Here is a 22,510-nt window from a genome sequence, read left to right on the forward strand (position 1 = left end):
GTGTGACGCAAGCCATGCCGACGTCCGCGAGGTTTATGGCATGCTGGCACGCAGCAGTACGCACACGTGCTCCGGGGTCGGTGTAATTCCGAGCCGGCGGTGACAGTCCGCGACCCGCGTCCTCCGCAAGGAGGGCCGGTTGATCTGGTGAAACTCCAGGACCGACGGTGAAAGTCCGGATGGGAGGAAGCACGTGCGGCGTCGCCGTCCCCTGGGGCGTGCGTCGTCGTGACGTCGTGCGCGCGGGCAGGGCCGGTTGGCCTCGTCCGCGCCCCGTCGTCCACCCCGGAGCACCCAAGCTCGGGGAGGACAGCATGACCCAGCCACCGCAGGGCCGCGCCGCGGCATATGCGGCCGCGACGTTCGGGACGACGACGCTCCGGACCACCATGCGCCGCGCTCTCGCGCTGGCCGCACAGGGCCCGGCCTACGGCCCGAACCCGCGCGTCGGCTGCGTGCTGCTCGACCCGGGCGGTCACCCGGTCGCCGAGGGCTTCCACCGTGGCGCGGGCACACCGCATGCGGAGGCGGCTGCGCTGGCCGACGCACGTTCGCGTGGCGTCGACCCGCGGGGCACGACAGCGGTCGTGACGCTCGAGCCCTGCGCCCACCACGGCCGGACCGGACCCTGCGCCGACGCGCTGATCGACGCCGGCGTCGCCGAGGTGCACGTCGCGGTCGCGGACCCGAACCCGGTGGCGACGGGTGGCGCGGCCAGGCTGCGCGCCGCAGGGATCGAGGTGACGACCGGCATCCTCGCCGACGAGGGCGAGGAGCTGCTGCGCCAGTGGCTGCACGCCGTCCGGACCGGACGTCCCTACGTGACCCTCAAGCTCGCGACCAGCCTCGACGGGCGGGTCGCCGCCGCGGACGGCACGAGCCGCTGGATCACCGGCCCGCAGGCCCGCGCCCACGCCCACACGATCCGCGCGCAGGTCGACGCGATCGCCGTCGGCACGGGGACCGCCCTGACCGACGACCCGTCGCTCACCGCACGGACGATCGACGGCGGCCTCTTCGAGCACCAGCCGCTCCGGGTCGTCGTCGGCCGTCGCGCGGTGCCCGCCGGCGCTCGCCTGCGCGGGCCGGGCGGCGCCCTGCTGCAGCTGCCCGAGCACGACCTCGACGCCGTCCTCGGCCGGCTCGCGGAGCGCGAGGTGCGCCACCTGCTCGTGGAGGGCGGCCCCACCCTGGCGACCGCGCTGCTCGCCGCCGACGCGGTGGACGAGCTCCACGCGTACGTGGCACCCGTGCTGCTCGGTGTGGGCGCCACCGCCGTCGGCGACCTGGGCGTCACCACTATCGGCGACGCCGCACGCTTCACCACCCACGACGTGACCCGGCTCGGCGACGACGTGCTCCTGGTAGCGCGTCGGGCTCAGCCCGCCCGGCCCACGGAGGCCACGGCGGCCACCGAGTCAGTCCAGCCAGTCCAGCCCGGCCGGCTCAGCCGGCACACCAAGGAGGAGATCTGATGTTCACCGGAATCATCGAGGAGCTCGGCTCCGTCGTCGCGCTCGTCCGCCCCGATGGTGACGACGGTGCGGACGCCGTCGTGACCGTCGCCGGCCCGCTCGCCGCGTCCGACGCCCGACCTGGTGACTCGATCGCCGTCGACGGGGTGTGCCTCACCGTCGTCTCCGTGGCGGACGGCTCGTTCGTCGCGGAGATCATGCCCGAGTCGCTGCGCCGCAGCTCGCTCGGCGGCCTCGTCCCGGGTTCGGTGGTCAACCTGGAGCGCGCACTGCCCGCGAACGGCAGGCTGGGCGGGCACGTGGTGCAGGGGCACGTCGACGGCATCGCGACGCTGGTGCGCCGCACGCCCGGCCCGCGCTGGGACGACCTGGAGTTCTCCGCTCCCGCAGCCCTCACCCGGTACGTCGCGGAGAAGGGCTCGATCGCGCTGGCGGGCGTCTCGCTGACCGTCACGTGGGTGTCCGACGGCGGCTTCGGGGTGTCGCTCATCCCGACCACGCTCGCCGCGACGACGCTCGGCAGGCTGGTCCCGGGCGACGTCGTGAACGTCGAGGTGGACGTGCTCGCGAAGTACGTCGAGCGGCTCCTTGCAGCAGGGGTGTCGGTGCCGGGCGGGTCGGTCGCAGCGGATGCGTCGGTCGGCGTCGGCGACCTGACCGGGGCCGCACGATGAGCACGGTGAACGCCGCGGGCCCGGCAGAGACGAACGAGGCAGACACGAACCTGGTCGAGCGAGCCCTTGCAGAGCTCGCCGCGGGGAGGCCCGTGCTGGTGGCCGACGACGCGGGCCGGGAGAACGAGGTCGACGTCGTCTTCGCCGCGAGGACCGCGACAGCCGAGTGGGTCGCGTGGACTGTGCGGCACTCGTCCGGATACGTATGTGCGCCGATGCCGGCCCACCGGGCGGACGCGCTCGGGCTGCCGCTGATGGTGGAGCGCAGCGAAGACCCGCGGAGGACGGCTTACACGGTGTCCGTGGACGCTGCTGTGGGCGTGACGACGGGGATCTCGGCGTCGGACCGGGCGCTGACGCTGCGGACGCTAGGCGACCCCGCGTCGGGCGCGCGGGACCTGATTCGGCCGGGACATGTGCTTCCGCTACGGGCCCGCGCCGGCGGGGTGCTGGAGCGAGCCGGGCACACAGAGGCCACCGTGGACCTGGTGCGGTTGGCGGGTGGTGCAGCGCGAGACCTGGGCGAGGTGGGCGCTATCGCGGAGCTGGTCCGGGACGACGGTGCGGTGATGCGGCTGCCCGAGGCTCGTGCCCTGGCGGAGGAGGCCGGTCTGGTGGTGCTGACTGTTGCTGATCTGGTGGCGTGGCGCCAGACGCACGACCCGGTCGTAGTGGCGGATGCCGATCCTGGCGTGCGCGTGCACCGGGTTGGGGAGGCGTCTTTGCCGACGCGGCACGGGGAATTCCGCGTAGTGGCCTACCGCGATCTGCGTTCTGGTGCGGAGCACCTCGCGTTGATGCCGCTGGGCTCAGCGCACGATGGCACGGCGGGTAGCTCGGTGCGGGGCTCGCTGGTGCGGGTGCACTCGGAGTGCCTGACGGGTGACGCGTTGGGTTCGCTGCGGTGCGACTGCGGTCCGCAGCTGCAGGCGTCGTTGGCAACCGTGGCCGCCGAGGGTGGTGCCGTCATTTACCTACGTGGTCATGAGGGCCGGGGGATCGGCCTGTCGGCAAAGATCCGGGCGTATGCGCTGCAGGATGCGGGGCGCGACACCGTGCAGGCGAACGTGGACCTGGGGCTGCCGGTGGACTCGCGAGAGTACAGCGCGGCGTCGGCCATCCTGGCGGACCTCGGGCTCGACGGCGTGACGCTCCTGACGAACAACCCGGAGAAGGTGTCGGGTCTACGAGCGGCGGGTACAGACGTCGTAGGGCAGCGGAGCCTCGTGGTTGGGCACGGGGTGCATAACCATCGGTACCTGGAGACGAAGCGGGTCGTGCTGGGGCACGACATCGGCAGCCTGGACCTGGATGAGGTGCACGTCGAGCTCGACACAAGAGACCTGAACATGAACGAGGACGAAGGAGTACGCGCATGAGCGGCGCTGGGGCACCGAAGGTGACTGTGGACGGGAGCGGCCTGCGGGTCGTCGTGATCGCGGCGAGCTGGCACGAGCAGGTGATGGACGGGCTGCTGGCGGGGGCCAGGAGGGCGCTGCGGGAGTCGGGCGCCGACTGGACGGAGGTCCGCGTGCCCGGCTCGTTCGAGCTGCCTGTCGCGGCCTCGCGGGCGGCGGCCGGGGGAGCGGACGCCGTGGTGGCGCTCGGGGTAGTGATCCGGGGCGGCACGCCGCACTTCGAGTACGTGTGCTCCGCGGCGACGACGGGCCTGACGGACGTCAGCGTGCGCACGGGCGTCCCCGTCGGGTTCGGGGTGCTGACATGCGACGACGAGAAGCAGGCTCTGGACCGTGCGGGACTTGAGGGTTCGAACGAGGACAAGGGAGCCGAGGCGGCCGAGGCTGCCGTCGCGACGGCAGCAGCCTTGCGTGACCTCTTTGCGGTGGCGCGTTGAGGACGAAGGCGGCTTTCTACTTACTGGGAAGTCGGTGTTGGGTCCAGCGTTGTGCGCCGCGGGTCGGAGCCTCGCGGTGCGGGCTGGGGAACTCGATGGAGAAGCGTCTCCACTGGCCGTAGGTGGTCGCGGCGAAAGTCGTGAGGGCATCCGCCGTCGCGCTGGCGTGCTGCATGCCCCACGTGCCTGACACCAATTGTTCGGCGTCGGCCGGGTCGTGTCCTTCGGCGATCAGCCGGATGGTGAGTAGCGCGGCATCGACCCAGGGCGGGCCGGTCCTAGACCATGCCCAGTCGATGACGCGCACCGTGCCGTTGTCCACGAGCATGTTCAGCTCATGGATGTCGGCGTGGACAAGGCTGTCCCCGGCCAGCGCGCTCGGCACCTCGCTGTCGAGGTGGACCAGCAGGTCGAGGTGCTGCTTCTCCCACGCGTCGAGCGCGTCCGGGTGGTTGTCGGCGAGCCATTGCCATCCGGCCAAGCGCGCGTACTTCCGGCCGAGCGGGGCCATGTCGGGTGCGGGGCTCGGGGTCAGTTCCTCGGCGAGGCGAGAGATGGTGTCGATCACGGATGGGATGTCGGGCGAGCCGGGAGTGAAGTCGGCGTGCTCGCCGGGTACGGGTTCGTACCCGGCGAGCAGCCAGCCTCCGGCCTCGATCGTCCACAGCAGGCGTGGGGCACCGGTGACGCGGTGTCGTAGCCAGGTGTTGACGCGGATCTCGTGCTGGTGGGCGTTGAACAGCCGAACGTCGGTCGGGATGCCCTTGACGAACACGCTCCCGTCCGCCGTCTGCAGCAACGCGGACAGAGCCGAGTTCCGACCGGCGGACGGAGTATCCGTCCGCCGGACTGGCCCGCATTGCGCTTCGATGGCGTTGCGGACGTCGTCGGGCAGCTCGTCCCAGGATCGGCGGTTCATGTGAGTCTCCTGTCGATCAGGCGGGCGAGCTGGTGCAGCCCGCGTGGCACTGCGAGCACTTGCCCGCGTGCACGGTCGGCCACAGCTCGGTGTCGACAAAGAACCCTGCGGCGTCGATGGCGTCCACGGTGTAACTGAGCGTGTCGTGGGCACCCTCGCCCTCCGCAGACTCCTCAGGGTCGGTGGGCACGTGGTGCAGGAACCGTCCGGCGATCCGCCCGCAGAACTCGGCGTAGTCAACCGTGTGCAGGATGAACTCGTGCCACCCCGGGTCCACGATCTCCGACGGCGACAGCGGGCGCCCCTGGTGAGTCGCGGTGGTCCCGAGGAACGCGAGGACCTGGTCCATGATCCGACCGGCCATGATCAGGTCGTGGTCGTGCTCCTCAGCGACGCGCTGGACGAGCCGGTGGAACAGCTCGGGGTCGACAAGCTCCCTGCCCTCTCGCAGGTCGCGTGATGTGGTGGTGGTCATGTGCTTCCTCCTCGTTGTGCGGGTGGTGCCTGCACGTGCGCCCGCCAGAAGCGGGCTTGCGGCCGGGTGGCGGTGCTGGGCACGGCCCAGCCACAAGATCAATGGGTCGCGGTCGACATGGCCGACGGTTCGCTGTCCGTGAAGCCTTGGTCTGACCGGGCAAGGGCGTGCAGAATCAGTGCCGCGCCGTCGTCGTCGATGTCCTTGGTCGCGTAGTTGGCGGAGAACCGGACCAGCGCAGACGCGTTACCCATCGCGATGCCTCGCTCGGCCCACCGCAACATAGAGATGTCGTTCTCGGAGTCTCCGATGGCGATCGTGCGGCTCTTGGGGATGCCGAGTTCGCGGCGGATGGCTTCAAGGGCAGTCGCTTTGCTCACGCCGCCAGGCGTCACATCGACCCAGTCCGGGCGGGTCCGCGTGGCGGTCATCCCACCGGTGCGGATCGACGGCACGAGGTATTGCGCGTTCTCGCCGTGGATGACAAGGCGCGGCGTTGGTTCCGCCCACAGATTCTCGATCCGCGTCACCTCGACCTGCTCGCCGCCCAGATCCTGCCGCGGGAAGGGCTTCGTGACGTGGTAGCCCACGCCGACTATCTCGGCTGCTATCGCGAGGTCTGGGCGCACGGCGGAAACGAGCTGCACGACGGCCTTCGCGTCGACCGTGTGTATCCCTGTCACCTCGCACCCGGCACGGGCCATCTTGGCGACGACGCTGCCGTTCGAGGCGACGACATATCCTTCCCCGATCTCGAGGACGCGGGCGGCGGCCAGCGCACCGGACAGGGAGCGGCCGGTCGCGAGCACCGGCTCATGCCCCGCGTGCCGGGCGGCCTTGATGGAGGCGACCACGGCAGGTGAGGGGAGCTGACCGGTGACAAGCAAAGTGCCGTCTATGTCGAGTCCGACCAGGTGTGTCTGCCGGTCGGCTGGCTCTGTCGGGGTGGTTCGCGTCATGTGACCAGCGTCACGGTACGAGTCAGAGCAAGGGAGTGGCCAAGCTAGTAGCCACTGCTAAGACTTGATCTCGTCCATGAGCATCCGCAGCGTCAGCGAATGCTTCTCGGCGGGCAGCTCGTTCAGGGCCGACTGAGCGTATGCGACGCCCCCGTCTCGATCCCCGGACCGCACCAGCATGAGGCCACGGTGCATCTCCAGGTGCGTCCGAAACCTGGGCAGCGTCTCCGGCAAGGTGTGGTGCGCCTCGTCTTGTGCCTCCAGGGCGAGCCTGTCATTACCCATGCGAGCGGCAAGCAGCGACGTGAAGACGTTGAACCGCCACCACGGCACGGCGTAGTCACTTTCTCCGTCGTCCGTGCCGGCACGGTCGAACACCCGCCGCCCGTCCTCCACCAAGGTCAGCGCCGTTGCATCGTCGCCCCGGATTGCTGCGACGTGTGCCTGTCCCATAATCGCGTTGACTCTGCCCAGCGTCGGCCGGTCGTCCAACTCGATGGCCTGTCCAGCGAGGATGTTGGCGACACCGAGGGAAGCACCCTCGTAGCCCAGGGCGATGGCCGCCCGGCCGCGTACCCAGACGCGTGTTTCGAGGTCGCCTGACCGGTCGGCGAACTCTGCTGCCCGGCGGTACCAGGTGACGGCCTTGGCCCCGTCGCTTCCGGGGAATGTCTTCGCGTACAGGGTGGCCAGCTTCGCGGCCACGGCCCACATGCGCGGTTCGTCGAGCTGTTGTTGGAGCACCACCAGGTCGGCGGCCAGCCGTCGCTGGATCTCCGCCGCGCCAGCGGTCATGTAGTCGCGGCCATAGGTGTCTACGGTTTCCAGCCAGTCATCCAGGGCTGGCCCGTCGCTCCGCAGAGCGGCGGCGAAGCCACGCTCAATGAGGTCCGAGGTAACGAGTGGGGCGATGGCTACCCCGGCGACCGTCGTCAGGAAGCTGCGACGGTCCACGGCGTCCTCCAGGGTCTCTCGGGGAATCTGAAGGACCGACGCTAGGTGGCGTAGCCAAAAAGGTCCAGGTGTCCGCTTTCCGTTCTCCCAGCGGGAAACGTCCTCGCGGGTGAGGGTGTCGCGTTCAGCCACGCGGCAAACCTCAGAGGCCAAGCGTGACTGTGACCAGCCCAATGACTCGCGCAGCTCGCGGATCAGCTGGCCGACGGCGAACGACATGGGCATGGGCGATCTCTCTCCGCAGGCGTCCTTCGCGGCCTCCCGCCTGGTCGGCTGGGTGCTCGTCCGCCTGCGAAGGATGGATCGGATCAGCGTACGTGACAGCTGAGTCCAAGGGCGGGGACAACTGGTGGGGGCTCCCGCGAGGACAGGGGGCCAAGGCGGTGGAGGCAGCCGTCGCCACGGCGGTGACCCTGCGCGTCTCACTCTCGCTCCAGTGCTGCATTAATAGTGTGTCATGCGTACTGAAGGCACCCAGATTCCGGCGGACAACGCGCCAAAAGCCGCAAGAGCAGGCGGCCAGGGCACACTGACCGGGTATGAGACCTTCACGGCCCTGGCAAGTGGCTTCGGCCTCGGCCTCGGCGACCCTGGCGGCGGCGCTCTTGGGTGGGGTCACCGGCTGCGCCGTCCTCGGCTCCACGACGACGGCCACGAGCGGCGAGGCGTGCGCCGACTGGGTGACCTTCAAGTCGCCTGCCGAGGCGGCGTCCGGCGCCGGTGTCGTGCTGCGGGGGAGCGTCGTGGAGCGGGACGGCACGGCACGATTTTTCGGCGTCGACGCACACCGCTGGCTGTTCGACGTCGAGGAGGTGCTGGAGCGACCGGCTCCTGCAAACGACGTGGAGCCCCGGCCAGAGGTCGAGGTCTCGCCGGGGGAGCGAGTCGCCGTCGTCTCGACGCCGGAGACGTGCACCGCCGGAGGTCTGTACCCCGGGGGTGACCCGCTGGACCCGGCGACGGGCCTGGGGGACGCGGACGGCTCGGTGATCGTGCTACTGGTCGACGGGGACGGTCAGGGCGGTGAGGGAGAGCTCCACCTGATCACGCCGTTCCAGGGAGTGCTCACCCCGGATCTGGATGGCTCCCTGCCGGCCGGTTGGCTGCCCGAATAGCCGGCGCTATGGCCGGAACGTGGGACGGCGGATGGGCGGTGGAGGCCACCGTCCCCCACGGCGTTGCGCGATCTGACTCTCGCTCCCGTCCTGCATTAATAGTGTGCCAAGCGCCTAGAACATCACCCGCACTTGGCAAACACTCCGACCAAAGCCTGAAAGGACGGGGCTCTCGGCACATGTACGGAGTATGAGAACCACACATGCTCGGCGATCGATGCCGCGGTCGACCTCACGTTCGGCGCTGACGACGGCGGTCGTCAGCGCCGTCGTCACAGCGGTCACGGCAGGCGGTCTCGGCGGCTGCGCGGCGGCGCAGCCGGCCGGGGGAGCGGAACCCTCGGGCACAGAGGAAACCATGGACACGTCGCTGGATCCGTCGCAGGACCCGCTGGGCGAGTACCCCAACGCCTGCGTCGACTGGGTCTTGTTCGAGACGCCGGCCGAGGCGGCGTCCGGCGCAGGCGCTGTGCTCCGCGGGACCGTGGTGGAGCAGGACGGCACGGCGCCGATGTACGGCGTCGACGCCAACCGCTGGCTGGTCACCGTCGAGGAGGTGCTCGAGCGGCCTGATCCGCCGTCGGGCTACCCGCAGGCGGAGCCCGAGCTCGAGGTCTCGCCCGGGGAGCAGATCGCCGTCGTCTCGACGCCGGAGACGTGCAGCGTGCAGGGGTACCCCGGGGGCGACCCGCTCGACCCGGCCAGCGGTCTCGGCGGCGCGGACGGTTCCGTGATCATCCTCGTGTCCGCAGCCTTGGGCGACGGCGGCGTCGACGGCTTCCACCTGATCACGCCGTACCAGGGTGTGCTGACCCCGGCCAAGGACGGCGGACTGCCGTCGAAGTGGCCCGCGTCATAGCGGCGCGTGGCCACCACGTGGGACGGGGACGGCCGTCGCCCCCGTCCCACGACTAGGCTGGGCCCGTGAAGACCTTCGAGACCTTGTTCGCCGAGCTGACCGAGAAGGCCCAGACCCGTCCAGCGGGTTCGGGCACCGTGGCGCAGCTGGACGCCGGCGTCCATGCGATCGGCAAGAAGGTAGTGGAGGAAGCCGCCGAGGTGTGGATGGCGGCCGAGTACCAGTCGGACAGCGAGACCGCTGAGGAGATCTCCCAGCTCCTGTACCACCTGCAGGTCCTGATGGTTGCCAAGGGACTGACCCTCGAGGACGTGTACACGCATCTGTAGCGGGACCTTGTGTCTCGCGCCCAGATCCGTCGTACACCCAGAGAGGAACCAACCACATGCTGCGCATAGCCGTCCCCAACAAGGGTGCCCTGTCCGGCCCCGCCTCCGAGATGCTGCGCGAGGCGGGCTACCGCCAGCGCCGCGACACCCGTGAGCTCGTGCTCGCCGACCCTGAGAACGACGTCGAGTTCTTCTTCCTGCGCCCGCGCGACGTCGCGGTCTACGTGGGCACCGGAACGGTCGACGTCGGGATCACCGGCCGTGACCTCATGCTCGACTCCGGCGCGGACGCCGTCGAGCACCTGGGCCTCGGGTTCGCCCGGTCCACGTTCCGGTACGCGGCACCCGCCGGTCCGGGCGAGACCGACCCCGTGACCTCCGTCAGCCAGATCGCCGGGCGGCGCGTGGCGTCGTCCTACACCACGCTCGTGGCCCAGCACCTGGCGAAGCAGGGCGTCGAGCCCGCCGCGATCGTGCACCTGGACGGCGCCGTGGAGTCGAGCGTGCGGCTCGGCGTCGCGGACGTCATCGCCGACGTCGTCGAGACCGGCACCACGCTGCGGGCCGCCGGCCTCGAGGTGTTCGGCGAGCCGATCCTGCGCTCGGAGGCAGTGCTCATCCGGCAGTCGGACGCCGAGCCGCCCGTCGGCCTCGACATCCTGACGCGCCGGCTGGAGGGCGTGATCACCGCCCGCGAGTACGTGCTGATGGACTACGTGGTCCCCGCGTCGCGGCTCGAGGAGGCGGTGGCGATCACGCCGGGCAAGGAGTCCCCGACCGTCTCGGCGCAGCACCACAGCGACGCCTGCGCCGTGCGCGTCATGGTCCCGCGCCGGGAGACGAACCGGATCATGGACGCCCTGTACGACGTCGGGGCGCGGGCCATCATCGTGACGTCGATCCACGCCTCGCGGTTGTAGGCCTCATGGGTGCGGGGGCGGGCACGGGTCAGGGGACAGCAGGCAGCGCCCCTCGCCGTGACCGTGACCGCTTCCGCACCTTCCGGGGTCGCTTCGGCACGCCGACGGCGTACGGTCTGGCGATCCTGGCCGGGGGCGGCTGCACGTTCGTCGCGCTGGCGTCGAGCACGGCGGACACCGCGAACCGCGTGGCGATGATCGTCTTCGGGCTGGTGGGCGCCGTGATCGCGTGGCGCTTCGGCGCCGTGCGCGCCGTCCCGGACCCGGGCGGCCTCACCGTGGTCAACTACGCCACGAGCCGCCGGCTCGTCTGGGCCGAGATAGTGACCGTGCGGTTCGGGCTGAACGACCCGTGGGTGCACCTCGACCTGGCCGACGGCGACGTGCTGGCCGTGATGGGCATCCAGCGAGCGGACGGCGAGCACGGCATGGCCGAGGCGCGCCGCCTGGTGGCGCTCATCGCCGAGCTGGGCGAGGCCGCGGAACCCGACCGCACGTAGCTGGTCACCCGACCGAACGACAAAGAACGGCGGTCGTGCCTACCGAGATCAGGTCTCGGTGGGCACGACCGCCGTCGTCATGCGACTGCGTTCACCGCATCAGCGGCTGGTGCGCGCGTCCCAGTGCGGGGTGGTGCGGGCACGGGGGCCACGCTCGCCGTCGGGACGGCGGTGGTCGCCACCGCTCCGGGGGGCACGGTCACGGTCGCCGCCGGTACGCGCCGCGGGACCGCGGTCGAGCGTGATGCGGAGCGGCTTGCCGGCCACGCGGGCACGGCCCAGACGGTCCAGCGCCTCGGTGTCGAGGGGCGCGATGATGTCCACCAGCGAGAAGCTGCCGAAGATGTCGATCTTGCCGACGTCGGCGCCGGTGATGCCACCCTCGCCCGTCAGCGCGCCGACGATCCCGCCCGGCTGCACGCCGTGCGTGTGCCCGACGGCGATGCGGTAGCGCGTGCCACGGGCCGGACGGCGGATGCCGCGGTCACCCTCGGACCGGCCGCGCGGAGCGCCACGGTCGCCGGACCGGTCGTGCCGGTCACCGTCGCGGGTGGTGCGCCTGGCGGCCGCCGACTTGGCCTCGGTCCGCTCGCGCTCGTACTCCTCCTGCTCCGCACGGGCCCGGGGACCGTCGTCGCCGACCGCGAGCGCCGCCATGGCGGCTGCGATCTCGACGGGGTCGGTGCCGGACTCCTCGGCGTAGGTGCGGATCATCTCGGTGTACATGTCGAGGCGTCCGGCTTCGCGGCGGGCCGCGACCTTGCCGAGTGCGCGCTTGACCTGGTGGGCCGAGACGTCGCGGGGGGAGGGGATCTCCACCTCTTCGAGCGAGGCGCGGATGGTGCGCTCGATGCTGCGGAGCTTGCCGCGCTCGTGGGGGGTGACGAAGGTGAGTGCTTCGCCGGTGCGTCCGGCGCGGCCGGTGCGGCCGATGCGGTGGACGTAGGCCTCGGGCTCGCCGGGGACGTCGAAGTTGACGACGAGGCCGATGCGGTCGACGTCGAGGCCGCGGGCTGCGACGTCGGTGGCGACGAGGACGTCGAGGGCGCCGGAGCGGAGTCGCTCGACGATCTTCTCGCGTTCCTTCTGTGCGACGTCACCGGAGATGGTGGCGGCGGAGATGCCCTTTTCGATGAGGGCGGAGCCGACGTCTTCTGCTGCACCACGGGTGCGGGTGAAGACGATCGCGGCGTCGGCGTCGGATGTCGACAGGACGCGGGCGAGGGAGCCGACCTTGTGGCGGAAGGGCACGACGGCGTAGGTCTGGCGCACCGCGGTGACGGTGGAGGCCTGCCGGGTGACGGCGATCTGCACGGGGTCGGTCATGTGGTGGTCGGCGACCTTGCGGATGGCCGGCGGCATGGTCGCGGAGAAGAGGGCGACCTGGCGCTTGGTGGGTGCCTGGCCGAAGATCTCCTCGACGTCCTCGGCGAAGCCCATGCGGAGCATCTCGTCGGCCTCGTCGAGGACGAGGAAGCGGATGTCGTCGAGCTTGAGGGCGCCGCGGTCGAGGTGGTCCTTGATGCGGCCGGGGGTGCCGACGACGACGTGGACGCCGTCGCGCAGGGCGCGCTGCTGGGGGATGTAGGGGGAGCCGCCGTAGACGGGCAGGACGCGGACGTCGTCGAGCTCGGTCGCGAAGGACTCGATGGCGTCGGCGACCTGCATGGCGAGCTCGCGGGTGGGGGCCAGGACGAGGGCCTGGACCTTGCGGAGCTTGGGGTCGATGGCGGCGAGCAGCGGGAGGCCGAACGCGGCGGTCTTGCCGGTGCCGGTCTGGGCGACGCCGGTGATGTCGCGGCCGGCGAGGAGCTCGGGGATGGCGCGTGCCTGGATGGCGGAGGGCGTGACGAAGCCGAGCTTGTCGACGGCTGCCATGAGCTGCGCGGGGAGGCCGAGGCTTGCGAAGGTCGGGCCGGCGGGCTCGGGCTCCGGGGCGGGCGCTGCGGGCTCGGTCGTGGCCGGCTCGGCGGCCTGCTCCGGGGCGGATGCCTCGGGGGCCGGGGTCTCCGAGGTGGTGTCCTCGGGGGTGGTGTCCTCAGTGGTGACGGCCTCGGGGGCTGTCTGGTCGCCGGTGTCGGCGGTGACCTGCTCGGTGTCCTGCTCAGCAGGCGCGATCAGGTCATGGGTGTCGATAGACATGCAGTGATGCACCGTTCGTCGTCGCGGGCGGAGTCAGGGCCGAGGTGAGGGCCCTCGCGTCGCTCGCTCCCGAAACACCTTCCCCGCAGCCGAGGCTGCGGGCCTGTCTCGCACGTTTCGTGCACACACGGGAAGACGACGAACTCCATGGGGATGTGGCACCACCCTATCCGGTGCCGGGGTCTTCGGCACAGAGTTATGGAGCGTGACGTGCAGCACGCGGGTGTGCACCTGGGTGATGTCGTGCGTGGTGAGGGGCGTTGTCGGGCCGTCGGACGGCGCGCCAGTGCGGATACGCAACGCTCTCCCCGTAGTATTGCGGCCGAGACGAAACCGGCGTGAGCAAGGGCGGTGAGCGTGTCCACTGGGGCAGAGATGAGCTCCCGGGTCCTGACCGTGCCCAATGTGATCAGCCTGGTGCGGCTGGCGCTCGTGCCGGTCTTCGCGGTGCTGATCGTCGTGGGCGAGGACGGCTGGGCGCTGTTGGTGCTCGCTGTCTCGGGCGCCTCGGACTGGCTCGACGGTGTCCTTGCCCGTCGCCTGAACCAGGTCACCCGGCTGGGGCAGATCCTTGACCCGTTCGCCGACCGGCTCTTCATCTTCGTGACGCTGATCGGTCTGGCGTGGCGCGAGGTGGTTCCCCTGTGGCTAGTGCTGGCGATCGTGGCGCGGGACGTGCTGCTCGCGCTGACGGTGCCGGTCCTGGCCCGCCTGGGCTACGGGACGCTGGAAGTGACGCTGGTCGGCAAGGTCGCGACGTTCGCCCTGCTCTACGCGTTCCCGCTGCTGCTCCTCGCCGCGGTACCCGGCTGGCTGGGCGCCGTCGCGCACGTGGTGGGCTGGGCCTTCACCTGGTGGGGCGTCGGCCTGTACTGGCTGGCGGGGCTGCAGTACGTGGCCCAGGTGCGGCGCCTGGCGGCCGCGGCATGACGGCTCCGCACGCCCCCGCGCGGCACACCACCACCGCACGCCCCGCAGGGCGGCGTCCCGACGAGTCGATGACGCTGCTGCGCGAGGTCACCGAGCGACCCCTGGACCCGGGCTACGCACTGATGGCACGGCGACGCGCGGAGGCGGGGGAGACGACGTCGCGCCGCGGGACGGCGAGCGCCCTGGGTCTGTTGCTGGTCGCCGTGCTGCTCGGTGCCGCGACCACCGTCGCCGTCCTCGACCTGCGAGCGCCGCAGCCGTTGGTCACGAAGGGTCGTACGGTGCTGATGGAGCAGATCCAGGAGCGCAGTGCTGAGGTGGAGTCGCTGTCGCGGCGTTCCGCGGCGCTCAGCTCGGAGGTGGACGGGCTGCAGGGTGCCGCGTTGCTGCCGTCGGCGTTGGTGGAGATCAACGAGCTGGACCGTTGGGTCAACGGTGCGATGCCGGTGCGGGGTCCTGGCATGGTGGTGAAGCTGACGGACGGCGCGGGTGGTGGGCTGGTGGATCCGGGTGACGCGCCCGCGGAGTCGCGGGTACGGGACGCGGACGTGCAGTTCGTCGTCAACGAGCTGTGGGCGGCGGGGGCGGAGGCGATCGCGGTGAACGATCAGCGGCTGACGTCGTTGTCGGCGATCCGGAACGCGGGTGACGCGATCCTGGTGGACCTGCAGCCGTTGAACGGCCCCGTGTACACGGTCGAGGCGGTGGGTGACCCGGAGGACATGCAGGTCGAGTTCGCGCGTTCGGCGGGCCTGGGGTTCCTGCAGCTGCTGAGCGCGGAGTACGGCATCGAGCACGAGGTGACCGCGAGCGAGGGGATGGACCTGCCGGGTGCGGGTTCCCCGACGCTGCGGTACGCGCACTCCGAGCGGTCCGGGGGTGCGCAGGAGACGGCAACCCCGCGAGCGAGCGCGCGAGCAACGGCAGAGCCAACACAGTCAGTACGGACAGCGCAGTCAATGCAGTCGACGCAGGACCGATCCGAGGAGGACAACGGATGATCGCGATCGTCGGGCTCGTGATCGGGGTGGTCGCCGGTCTCGTGCTGCAGCCGACCGTCCCGCTGATACTGCAGCCGTACCTGCCGATCGCGGTGGTCGCGGCCCTGGACGCCCTGTTCGGAGGTCTGCGGGCGATGCTCGACGGGCTGTTCGACGACAAGGTCTTCCTGGTCTCGTTCCTGTCGAACGTGGTGGTGGCGGCGTTCATCGTGTTCCTCGGCGACCAGCTCGGCGTGGGCGGGCAGCTGTCCACGGCCGTGGTGGTGGTGCTGGGTATCCGCATCTTCTCGAACGCAGCCTCGATCCGCCGGCACATCTTCAAGGCGTGAGCTGCCAAAGGATTCCGGAAGTCTGCCGCAGACACCCGGATGCAGACACCGCACGCGGTGCGGTGAGGTAGCGACGTGCACATCAATTCGCAACGCAAGGTCCGTGCGGCGCTGCCGCCGATGGGATGGAACAGCTGGGACTGCTTCGGCAGCTCGGTGACCGAGGCCGAGGTCATGGCCAACGCCCAGTTCATGGCTCAGCACCTGTTGCCGTACGGCTGGGACACCGTGGTGGTCGACATCCAGTGGTACGAGCCCGAAGCGGGCGTCCACACCTACCAGCCGGTATCCGATCCGGTGCTGGACCAGTGGGGCAGGCAGCTCCCCGCTCCCGGGCGTTTCCCGTCGGCCGCCGACGGCTCGTTCCGGGAGCTCGCGGATCGGATCCACGACCTCGGGCTGCGTTTCGGCCTGCACATGATGCGAGGGATCCCACGCAGAGCCGTGGAGCTGGACCTGCCCGTACTCGGCGGGAACACCACGGCGGCCCAGATCGCCGACCGGGAGAACGTGTGCCCCTGGAACCCTGACAACTACGGCATCGACCATTCGGCTCCCGGAGCGCAGGCGTTCTACGACTCCCAGCTCGCGCAGTTCGCCGAGTGGGGAGTGGACTTCGTCAAGCTCGACGACGTGCTCCACCCGCCGACCCAGAGTGCCGAGATCGCCGCCTACTCGCGAGCGATCGAGCGGTGCGGACGACCCATCGTCCTGAGCCTCTCGCCGGGCAAGGAACTGTCCCTGGCGCACCGGGACGAGCTGGCGCTGCACTCGGAGATGTGGCGGATCTCCGACGACCTGTGGGACGGATGGCCGCAGCTGGAGGAGATGTTCCAGCGCGCCGCCCGCTGGGCGCCGCATCAGCGCCCGGGTGCCTGGGCCGACGCGGACATGTTGCCCCTGGGACGCGTTGGTGTTCGTGCGCATGTCGGCCAGGAGCGGGACTCGCAGCTGACGCTGGAAGAGCAGCGCACGATGATCACGCTCTGGGTGGTGATGCGTTCGCCGCTGATGTTCGGCGGGCACCTGCCCGACACGCTGCCCGAGACCCTGGGGCTGCTGCAGAACGCCGACGTGCTGAGGCTCCTTTCGAGCACCGGTAGCAGGGAGCTCGTGCGAGACGGTTCGCTGGTGATCTGGCGCGCGGACTTCCCGGACCACGAGGTGTGCGCGGTCTTCTGGCTCGGCGACGAGCCGCAAGAGGTGACCGTCCATCTCTCCGACGTCGGCAGCGAGCGCCGCGGGCGGGCCCACGACCTGTGGGCAGGGGACGACGTCCCGGTGCGCGACGGCAGCGTGCGCCTGACCGTGCCCGCCCACGGCACGCGCCTGCTGCGGCTGAGCTGACCTCGACCCGGCGACGACCCGAGATCCGGGCCCGGCCCCAGCGTGTCGGCGATCTGCTCCCGAGTAGAGTGTTGGCGATGTACGGAGACACCAGCACCCACGGGCATGGTTGCAAGGCGTGAGCATGGGCAACGGCAAGGACCGCGCACAGGACGAGGCCGAGAAGACGGCCGACGACGTCCACGACGATGTCCGTGACGATGTCCGTGACGACGCGGAGCCGAAGCCGGCCGCTGCGGCGTCGGGCTGGAAGCGGGTGGCGCAGCTGCTGCGGCCCCGCGGCACGCGTTCCGAGCTGCTCACCGGCCTGCTGTGCGTGGCGCTGGGCTTCGCGCTCGCCGTCCAGGTGGGGCAGTCGACGGGGGACCAGCTCAGCAGCCTGCGCCAGGACGAGCTCGTGCGGCTCCTGGACGAGGTGACCCAGCGCGCCGACCAGCTCGACGCACAGGTCAGCGACCTGGAGGAGATCCGGGACGACCTGCGCTCGGAGGACGGGCGCGACCAGGCCGCGCGTGACCTCGCGCGGCAGCGCGCAGAGCAAGAGGGGATCCTCTCGGGCCGGCTTCCCGCCCACGGCCCGGGCGTGCAGGTCCACGTGGCCGACGGCGACCGGCCGCTGGAGGCGCAGGTCCTGTTCAACCTCCTGGAGGAGCTGCGCAACGCCGGCGCCGAGGCGATCGAGGTCAACGGGGTACGGCTGGTGACCACCAGCTACTTCGTCGACTCCGGCGGCGGCGTCGTGCTCGACGGCGCCGCCATCGCCTCCCCGTACGAGTGGACCGCCATCGGCAACCCCGAGACGATCGACCGCGCCCTCGAGATCCCCGGCGGCGCCCTGCCCCGGATCCGGGAGGAGGGCGGCGAAGCGACCACCACCGTCTCGGACCAGGTCAGCGTCGATGCCGTGCGCATCCCCGGCGAGCCGGAGCACGCCGAACCGGCCCAGTAGAAGTGGCTGGAGAAGTGACTCGCGCCACGTTTGCGCCGGTTCCTGGCGGAGATCACCGCCACAACTGGCCGAGCTGTGAAATCTGGCATGCGGAACGGCCGTGACCTGGGTAGTTTTATCCGGGTTGGTTCCCTTCTTTGGTTCCCGCCTCGATCCTGATCGAGGTAGGTTGAGTGGAACCCGGACGCGGTCCCGACCGTTGTCCGAACGTAGCGACCCACCTCACCACCGCCGCAGTATCACCACCGCACCCGAGGAGACCTGATGACGGACCCCAGCGCCCATCCGGTCGGGCCCGATACCACGGCCAACCTGGGTCGGATCGCGTTCCCGACCTCAGACGAGCAGTCGCCCCGCACGGCGCTCAGCCCCGAGGAAGCCGCCGCCGTCGCCGCCCTGCCGCGGCACTCCGCGCTGCTCATCGTGCAGCGCGGCCCCGGATTCGGCGCCCGCTTCCTCCTGGACACCGGCCGCAGCGTCGCCGGCCGCAGCGAGCAGGCCGACATCTTCCTCGACGACGTCACGGTCTCGCGCAAGCACGCCGAGTTCGTCCGCGAGGGCGACTCGTTCGTCGTACGTGACATCGGCTCCCTGAACGGCACCTACGTCAACCGCGGTCGCATCGACGCCGCCACGCTGGTCACCGGCGACGAGGTGCAGATCGGCAAGTTCCGCCTCACCTTCCACGCCAGCCCGCAGTCGCCGGCGCAGTGGGGCGCGGGGACGCCCGCCCCGTGACGGCCGGAGCCGCACGCGACCATCGTGGGGTCCACGGCGGCACCGCACCGCGTCATGACCGCGCCCACGAGCGCACCCATGACGAGCAGGGCCCGCAGCACGACCAGCTGCGCGGCCAGGAACTCGGTCCGGAACGTGGTGGGGAGCACGGTGCCGCGCAGGACGACCTCGACGCGCCCTGGCCCCGCGGGATCTCCCGCCAGGCCACCATGCGCATCAGCGACGTCCTGCGCGCCCTCGGCCAGGAGTTCCCGTCCGTGTCGCACTCCAAGCTCCGCTTCCTCGAGGAGCAGGGCCTGATCGAGCCGGTGCGCACGCCGTCGGGCTACCGCCAGTACAGCCAGGCCGACGTCGAGCGCCTGCGCTTCGTCCTCACCGAGCAGCGCGACAGCTACATGCCGCTGAAGGTGATCAAGGAACGCCTCGCCGCGATGGACGCCGACCCCGAATCGGCCGAGCACCCCGCGCCCCGCCTCGCCGGTACGGGCTCGCCCGCCCGACGCCGCTGGACCGCGCAGGCCGTGGCCGAGGCCGCCGGCGTCACCGAGGAGTTCGTGCAGAACCTCGCCCAGGCAGGGCTCCTGCCCGCGTCGGGCGGCACGTTCGGCTCGGGCGCCGTCGAGGTGGCCCGTATCGCGGGCGCCCTCGCCGAGTTCGGCATCGAACCGCGCCACCTGCGTTCCTTCCGCACCGCCGCCGACCGGCAGGTGGCGCTCGTGGACCAGGTCGTCGCACCCCTGCGCAGCCAGCACGCCAGCGCCGCCCGCGGCCGCGCCGCGAGCATGGCCAGCGACATGGGCGAACTGTTCACCCGCTTGCACGCCGCATGGGTCCGACAGGGCATCGACGACCTCGGCTGAGTCGTCACCGCCACAAAGATTCACCCGCCATTGCCACCGGGCGACCGGTACGTGACCAGAAATTTGTCCCGAGCGCGCGACGAGTGACCGTCAATGGCCGTACGGTGAAAGCGTGAGGCCTGACGACGTGCCGATGGTTCCCGTGGAGATCCTCGGCGTCCGACAGCAGCAGCGAGATCAGGAGATCGTCGTGCTGCTGCTCGACAGCGCCGCCGACCTGGCCATCCCCATAGTCATCGGAGCGCGCGAGGCCAGCGCCATCGCCATGGCACAGGCCGGGCTCGCTACCCCCCGCCCCATGACCCACGACCTCTTGCGTGACGTCCTCGGCGCAGTGGGCGTCGCGCTCGAACGAGTGGACATCGTCGCCCTGGAAGGCGGGATCTACTTCGCCGAGCTCGTCCTGAGCAACGGCGTCCACCTCGACTCCCGCGCCTCCGACGCGATAGCGCTCGCCGTGCGCACCGGCAGCCCCGTCCTGTGCTCCGCCGAGATCGTCGCCCTGGCCGGTGTCGAGATCGTCGACGTCGACCAGCAGGCCGAGGTCGAGCGGTTCCGCGACTTCCTGGACCACGTCACGCCCGAAGACTTCCTGGGGCCGCCAGGAGGCGGCACCCAGGGCGGTGGTGGTCGAACCGGGTGAAAAGGGATCAATCTGGTGGGTGAAAACCCACCAACTCGCGACACGCCGAACCTTTCACGGCGCGCATCTTTGAAATCACCTTCGACGCGCCTTAGCGTGGCCACGACACCCCAGGAGGCACAGTGAACACCAGCGGTGAGAGAGCCACACGCGCTACGGTCCCGCACGGCGCGCAGGGTCTCCTCTTCGGTGAGGACCTGACGGAGCAGGACGCCACGACGGGCTACCGCGGAACCACGGCATGCCACATCGCCGGCATCACGTACCGTCAGCTCGACTACTGGGCCCGTACCGGCCTCGTCGAGCCGAGCATCAAACCGGCCACCGGCTCCGGCACGCACCGGCTGTACAGCTTCCGCGACATCCTCGTGCTCAAGGTCGTCAAGCGACTCCTCGACACAGGCGTCTCCCTGCAGCAGATCCGCACCGCCGTCACCGCACTGCGCGAGCGCGGCGTGGACGACCTGGCGCAGATCACGCTGATGTCGGACGGCGCGAGCGTGTACGAGTGCACCTCACCCGACGAGGTCATCGATCTCGTCGCCGGGGGCCAGGGTGTGTTCGGCATCGCGGTCGGGCGGGTGTGGCGCGAGATCGAAGGCACCCTGGCCCAGATGCCTACCGAGACCCTCGACCAGGGTGAGACCTCCGAGGTCCTCTCCGTCGAGGGCGACGAGCTCGCCCAGCGCCGGGCAGCCAGGTCCGCCGTCTGACAGCCACCACCACACCTCACGACTCAGCCGTCTGGAACGGGGCGCGACGCACCCCGACCAGGCGGTCTGCCGTATCCAGGGGTCAGGCGTAATCTGCGAGCATGCAGCTCACCTTCCACGGTCACGCGTGCGTCTCCCTCGGCCTGCCCGACGGCGGCGGCACCCTCGTGATCGACCCCGGCACGTTCAGCGACACCGCCGCCGCGCTTCCGGGCGCCGCGGCCGTGCTCATCACCCACGACCACCCCGACCACGTGGACGTACCAGTGGTCGTAGAGCATCTCGGGTCCGCGCCGGACATCCAGGTGTGGGCCACCACTCCGGCCGCCGACGCCCTGCGGGCAGGTGGCGCACCGGCCGACCGCGTGCACGAGGTGGCCCCCGGCCAGGTGCTCGAGATCGCGGGTGTGCGCGTCACGGTGGGCGGCGGCGACCACGCGGTGATCCACCCGGAGATCCCGCGTGCGGTCAACGTGACCTACCTCGTGGAGACCGACGGGGCCAGCGTGTTCCACCCCGGTGACTCCTACGAGGCCCCCGCATCCCTGCCGGCCGCCGGCCTGGACGTGCTCCTGCTGCCCGTGGCGGGCCCGTGGATGAAGCTCTCCGAGGCCATCGACTTCACGCGGTCGGTCCCGGCCCGTACCGTCGTCCCGATCCACGAGGCGCTGCTCTCCGAGATCGGGCTCACCATTGTCGGAGCACGGCTGGACACGGCGCGGCTCAGCGGCGACTACACATACTCGCGGCTCCAGGCGGGGGAGTCGCTGACGGTGTGAGCCGACGGGAGGGCCGGCCCGCGTCTGCTGGTCAGGCCTCGGCCGACAGGTGTTCCCGCGCCCACTGCTCGAAGCTGGTGAGCGGGATACCGAGGTCCGTGGCGTACTGCGGGCGAGCCGGCTGGCCTGCCACGTTCATCCACTCGAGCGAGGAGCCCATCGACGGCATCCCGGCCGCGAGGGCTTCCTCCTCGGTCATGTCCCGTGCCGTCAGTGGCGTGCCCAGAGCGCGTGAGAGCACCTCGGCGATCTGCGTCATCGACAGGTAGTCGCTCGCGAGCTCCAGCTCGACGGCGTCGAACCGCTCCGGCGCCATGACGGCTGCGGCCGCCGCGGCGCCGATGTCCTGGACCGCGACCAGGGACAGCCGGGTCGCGGGATGCAGGACGCTCACGAGACCACCCTCGACGCCGCGCGGGAACATGTACGCCATGGACGGGTGGAAGTTCTCCATGAAGGTCCCCGGCTTGAGCAGCGTCCAGCGCGGGAAGCCTGCTGCACGAACCTGGTCCTGGACCGCGCTCTTGGCGCTCAGGGCGGGTTCCACCGCCCAACGGCCCTCGGCCCATTCGGGAACCTCGGTGTGCTGACCCGCTCCCGAGACCGATGTGTGCACGAACTGCGGCACACCGGCGGCCTTCGCGCCCTCGATGAGGTTGGTGCCCTGGGTGACCTCCCCGGTGAAGTCGAAGCCGTCCGGGGTGTACGCCGGCATCTGCACCGAGAAGACGGCGCGGGCTCCCGTGGCGGCCCGGACGATGGAGTCGAGGTCGTCCAGATCGCCGGTGACCAGCTCGGCGCCGAGTGCCTCGACCGCCTTGGCCCGCTGCGCGGCCGGGTCACGCACCAGGGCACGGACGGGTATCCCCGCAGCGAGGAGTGCGCGCGTGGTCGCACCGCCCTGCCTACCGGTGGCGCCGGTGACCAGTACGGGTGGGGCTTCTATGGACGTGGTGCTGCTCATGGCTTGTCTCACTGCTCATCTCGTTGCCCGGGTGGCTAAGTGGCGGAGTCCGCCACTTATCGAGCGGTACGATATGGCGCA

Annotated in this window: 25 protein-coding genes and 1 riboswitch; of the genes, 19 read left to right on the forward strand and 6 right to left on the reverse strand. The window is 70.7% G+C overall.

The genetic code is table 11. The annotated features are described in order from the left end of the window. The first annotated feature begins 62 nt into the window (after positions 1-62). Positions 63-197: riboswitch (FMN riboswitch) on the forward strand. 192 nt (positions 198-389) lie between these two features. From ribD to ribH, 4 genes are read left to right on the forward strand one after another with little or no spacing between them, the layout of a single operon-like run. Continuing rightward, positions 390-1,475 (forward strand): bifunctional diaminohydroxyphosphoribosylaminopyrimidine deaminase/5-amino-6-(5-phosphoribosylamino)uracil reductase RibD, encoded by a 1,086-nt coding sequence (gene ribD / locus AB0F70_RS21045; protein WP_357452949.1) that lies wholly within the window; start codon positions 390-392, stop codon positions 1,473-1,475. Next, the gene (locus AB0F70_RS21050) at positions 1,475-2,149 is read left to right on the forward strand and encodes a riboflavin synthase (RefSeq protein WP_357452756.1); all 675 of its coding nucleotides are present in this window, start codon (positions 1,475-1,477) and stop codon (positions 2,147-2,149) included. Before ribD ends, AB0F70_RS21050 begins: the two co-directional genes overlap by 1 nt. Next, positions 2,146-3,528, forward strand: coding sequence for a 3,4-dihydroxy-2-butanone-4-phosphate synthase (gene ribB / locus AB0F70_RS21055; RefSeq protein ID WP_357452759.1), 1,383 nt, complete (start codon positions 2,146-2,148; stop codon positions 3,526-3,528). Before AB0F70_RS21050 ends, ribB begins: the two co-directional genes overlap by 4 nt. Continuing rightward, on the forward strand, positions 3,525-4,004 hold the full coding sequence (ribH, locus tag AB0F70_RS21060; RefSeq protein ID WP_357452762.1) for a 6,7-dimethyl-8-ribityllumazine synthase: 480 nt from the start codon (positions 3,525-3,527) through the stop codon (positions 4,002-4,004). The genes ribB and ribH overlap by 4 nt, the downstream gene beginning before the upstream one ends. 16 nt (positions 4,005-4,020) lie before the next feature. On the opposite strand, the gene AB0F70_RS21065 is transcribed toward ribH, so the two are convergent. The 4 genes from AB0F70_RS21065 to AB0F70_RS21080 form a co-directional block, all read right to left on the reverse strand. Then, positions 4,021-4,923 carry an aminoglycoside phosphotransferase family protein gene (locus tag AB0F70_RS21065; RefSeq protein WP_357452765.1) on the reverse strand — a complete coding sequence of 301 codons (903 nt, stop codon included), beginning with the start codon at positions 4,921-4,923 and terminating at the stop codon, positions 4,021-4,023. Between the two features lie 16 nt (positions 4,924-4,939). After that, on the reverse strand, positions 4,940-5,398 hold the full coding sequence (locus AB0F70_RS21070) for a hypothetical protein (RefSeq protein ID WP_357452768.1): 459 nt from the start codon (positions 5,396-5,398) through the stop codon (positions 4,940-4,942). Between the two features lie 98 nt (positions 5,399-5,496). Beyond that, positions 5,497-6,357 (reverse strand): HAD-IIB family hydrolase, encoded by an 861-nt coding sequence (locus tag AB0F70_RS21075; RefSeq protein WP_357452771.1) that lies wholly within the window; start codon positions 6,355-6,357, stop codon positions 5,497-5,499. A 57-nt stretch (positions 6,358-6,414) separates the two neighbouring features. Continuing rightward, a complete protein-coding gene (locus AB0F70_RS21080; protein WP_357452775.1) occupies positions 6,415-7,536 on the reverse strand; it encodes a helix-turn-helix transcriptional regulator in 1,122 nt (373 codons plus the stop codon). Positions 7,537-7,874: 338 nt separating this feature from the next. On the opposite strand from AB0F70_RS21080, the gene AB0F70_RS21085 reads away from it, so the two are divergent. From AB0F70_RS21085 to AB0F70_RS21105, 5 genes are all read left to right on the forward strand, one after another. Continuing rightward, positions 7,875-8,426, forward strand: a complete 552-nt coding sequence (locus AB0F70_RS21085) for a hypothetical protein (RefSeq protein ID WP_357452778.1) — start codon at positions 7,875-7,877, stop codon at positions 8,424-8,426. A gap of 217 nt (positions 8,427-8,643) precedes the next feature. Continuing rightward, complete coding sequence (locus AB0F70_RS21090; protein ID WP_357452781.1) at positions 8,644-9,285, forward strand: hypothetical protein; 642 nt, start codon at positions 8,644-8,646, stop codon at positions 9,283-9,285. Positions 9,286-9,350: 65 nt separating this feature from the next. Next, positions 9,351-9,614 (forward strand): phosphoribosyl-ATP diphosphatase, encoded by a 264-nt coding sequence (locus AB0F70_RS21095; protein ID WP_357452784.1) that lies wholly within the window; start codon positions 9,351-9,353, stop codon positions 9,612-9,614. A 56-nt stretch (positions 9,615-9,670) separates the two neighbouring features. Then, positions 9,671-10,534 carry an ATP phosphoribosyltransferase gene (hisG, locus tag AB0F70_RS21100; RefSeq protein ID WP_357452787.1) on the forward strand — a complete coding sequence of 288 codons (864 nt, stop codon included), beginning with the start codon at positions 9,671-9,673 and terminating at the stop codon, positions 10,532-10,534. Positions 10,535-10,539: 5 nt separating this feature from the next. Next, positions 10,540-11,034 (forward strand): PH domain-containing protein, encoded by a 495-nt coding sequence (locus AB0F70_RS21105; RefSeq protein ID WP_357452790.1) that lies wholly within the window; start codon positions 10,540-10,542, stop codon positions 11,032-11,034. Between the two features lie 99 nt (positions 11,035-11,133). Here AB0F70_RS21105 and AB0F70_RS21110 read toward each other — a convergent pair whose 3' ends face one another. Further along, positions 11,134-13,176 carry a DEAD/DEAH box helicase gene (locus AB0F70_RS21110; protein ID WP_357452793.1) on the reverse strand — a complete coding sequence of 681 codons (2,043 nt, stop codon included), beginning with the start codon at positions 13,174-13,176 and terminating at the stop codon, positions 11,134-11,136. 357 nt (positions 13,177-13,533) lie between these two features. Here AB0F70_RS21110 and AB0F70_RS21115 point away from each other — a divergent pair, with 357 nt between their 5' ends. The 10 genes from AB0F70_RS21115 (at position 13,534) to AB0F70_RS21160 (ending at position 21,465) form a co-directional block, all read left to right on the forward strand. After that, positions 13,534-14,106 carry a CDP-alcohol phosphatidyltransferase family protein gene (locus AB0F70_RS21115; RefSeq protein ID WP_357452796.1) on the forward strand — a complete coding sequence of 191 codons (573 nt, stop codon included), beginning with the start codon at positions 13,534-13,536 and terminating at the stop codon, positions 14,104-14,106. After that, entirely contained in the window at positions 14,103-15,107 is a 1,005-nt protein-coding gene (locus AB0F70_RS21120) for a DUF881 domain-containing protein (RefSeq protein WP_357452799.1), read from the forward strand. The genes AB0F70_RS21115 and AB0F70_RS21120 overlap by 4 nt, the downstream gene beginning before the upstream one ends. After that, positions 15,104-15,436, forward strand: a complete 333-nt coding sequence (locus AB0F70_RS21125; protein ID WP_108494149.1) for a small basic family protein — start codon at positions 15,104-15,106, stop codon at positions 15,434-15,436. The genes AB0F70_RS21120 and AB0F70_RS21125 overlap by 4 nt, the downstream gene beginning before the upstream one ends. Positions 15,437-15,511: 75 nt before the next feature. Continuing rightward, positions 15,512-16,783, forward strand: coding sequence for a glycoside hydrolase family 27 protein (locus AB0F70_RS21130; protein WP_357452802.1), 1,272 nt, complete (start codon positions 15,512-15,514; stop codon positions 16,781-16,783). A 124-nt stretch (positions 16,784-16,907) separates the two neighbouring features. Continuing rightward, complete coding sequence (locus AB0F70_RS21135) at positions 16,908-17,732, forward strand: DUF881 domain-containing protein (protein WP_357452952.1); 825 nt, start codon at positions 16,908-16,910, stop codon at positions 17,730-17,732. A gap of 264 nt (positions 17,733-17,996) precedes the next feature. After that, a complete protein-coding gene (locus AB0F70_RS21140; RefSeq protein WP_357452805.1) occupies positions 17,997-18,470 on the forward strand; it encodes an FHA domain-containing protein in 474 nt (157 codons plus the stop codon). Further along, positions 18,467-19,330 (forward strand): MerR family transcriptional regulator, encoded by an 864-nt coding sequence (locus AB0F70_RS21145; protein ID WP_357452808.1) that lies wholly within the window; start codon positions 18,467-18,469, stop codon positions 19,328-19,330. Before AB0F70_RS21140 ends, AB0F70_RS21145 begins: the two co-directional genes overlap by 4 nt. A gap of 133 nt (positions 19,331-19,463) precedes the next feature. Further along, positions 19,464-19,973, forward strand: coding sequence for a bifunctional nuclease family protein (locus AB0F70_RS21150; protein WP_357452955.1), 510 nt, complete (start codon positions 19,464-19,466; stop codon positions 19,971-19,973). Between the two features lie 122 nt (positions 19,974-20,095). Further along, positions 20,096-20,686 (forward strand): MerR family transcriptional regulator, encoded by a 591-nt coding sequence (locus AB0F70_RS21155; protein ID WP_357452810.1) that lies wholly within the window; start codon positions 20,096-20,098, stop codon positions 20,684-20,686. Between the two features lie 101 nt (positions 20,687-20,787). Beyond that, positions 20,788-21,465, forward strand: coding sequence for an MBL fold metallo-hydrolase (locus AB0F70_RS21160; protein ID WP_357452812.1), 678 nt, complete (start codon positions 20,788-20,790; stop codon positions 21,463-21,465). 31 nt (positions 21,466-21,496) lie between these two features. On the opposite strand, the gene AB0F70_RS21165 is transcribed toward AB0F70_RS21160, so the two are convergent. After that, positions 21,497-22,429: an NmrA family NAD(P)-binding protein gene (locus AB0F70_RS21165; protein WP_357452814.1), complete on the reverse strand. Its 933-nt coding sequence runs from the start codon at positions 22,427-22,429 to the stop codon at positions 21,497-21,499. Positions 22,430-22,510: the final 81 nt, after the last annotated feature.

It is taken from the genome of Promicromonospora sp. NPDC023805 (genome assembly GCF_040639635.1).
Lineage (GTDB): Bacteria > Actinomycetota > Actinomycetes > Actinomycetales > Cellulomonadaceae > Promicromonospora.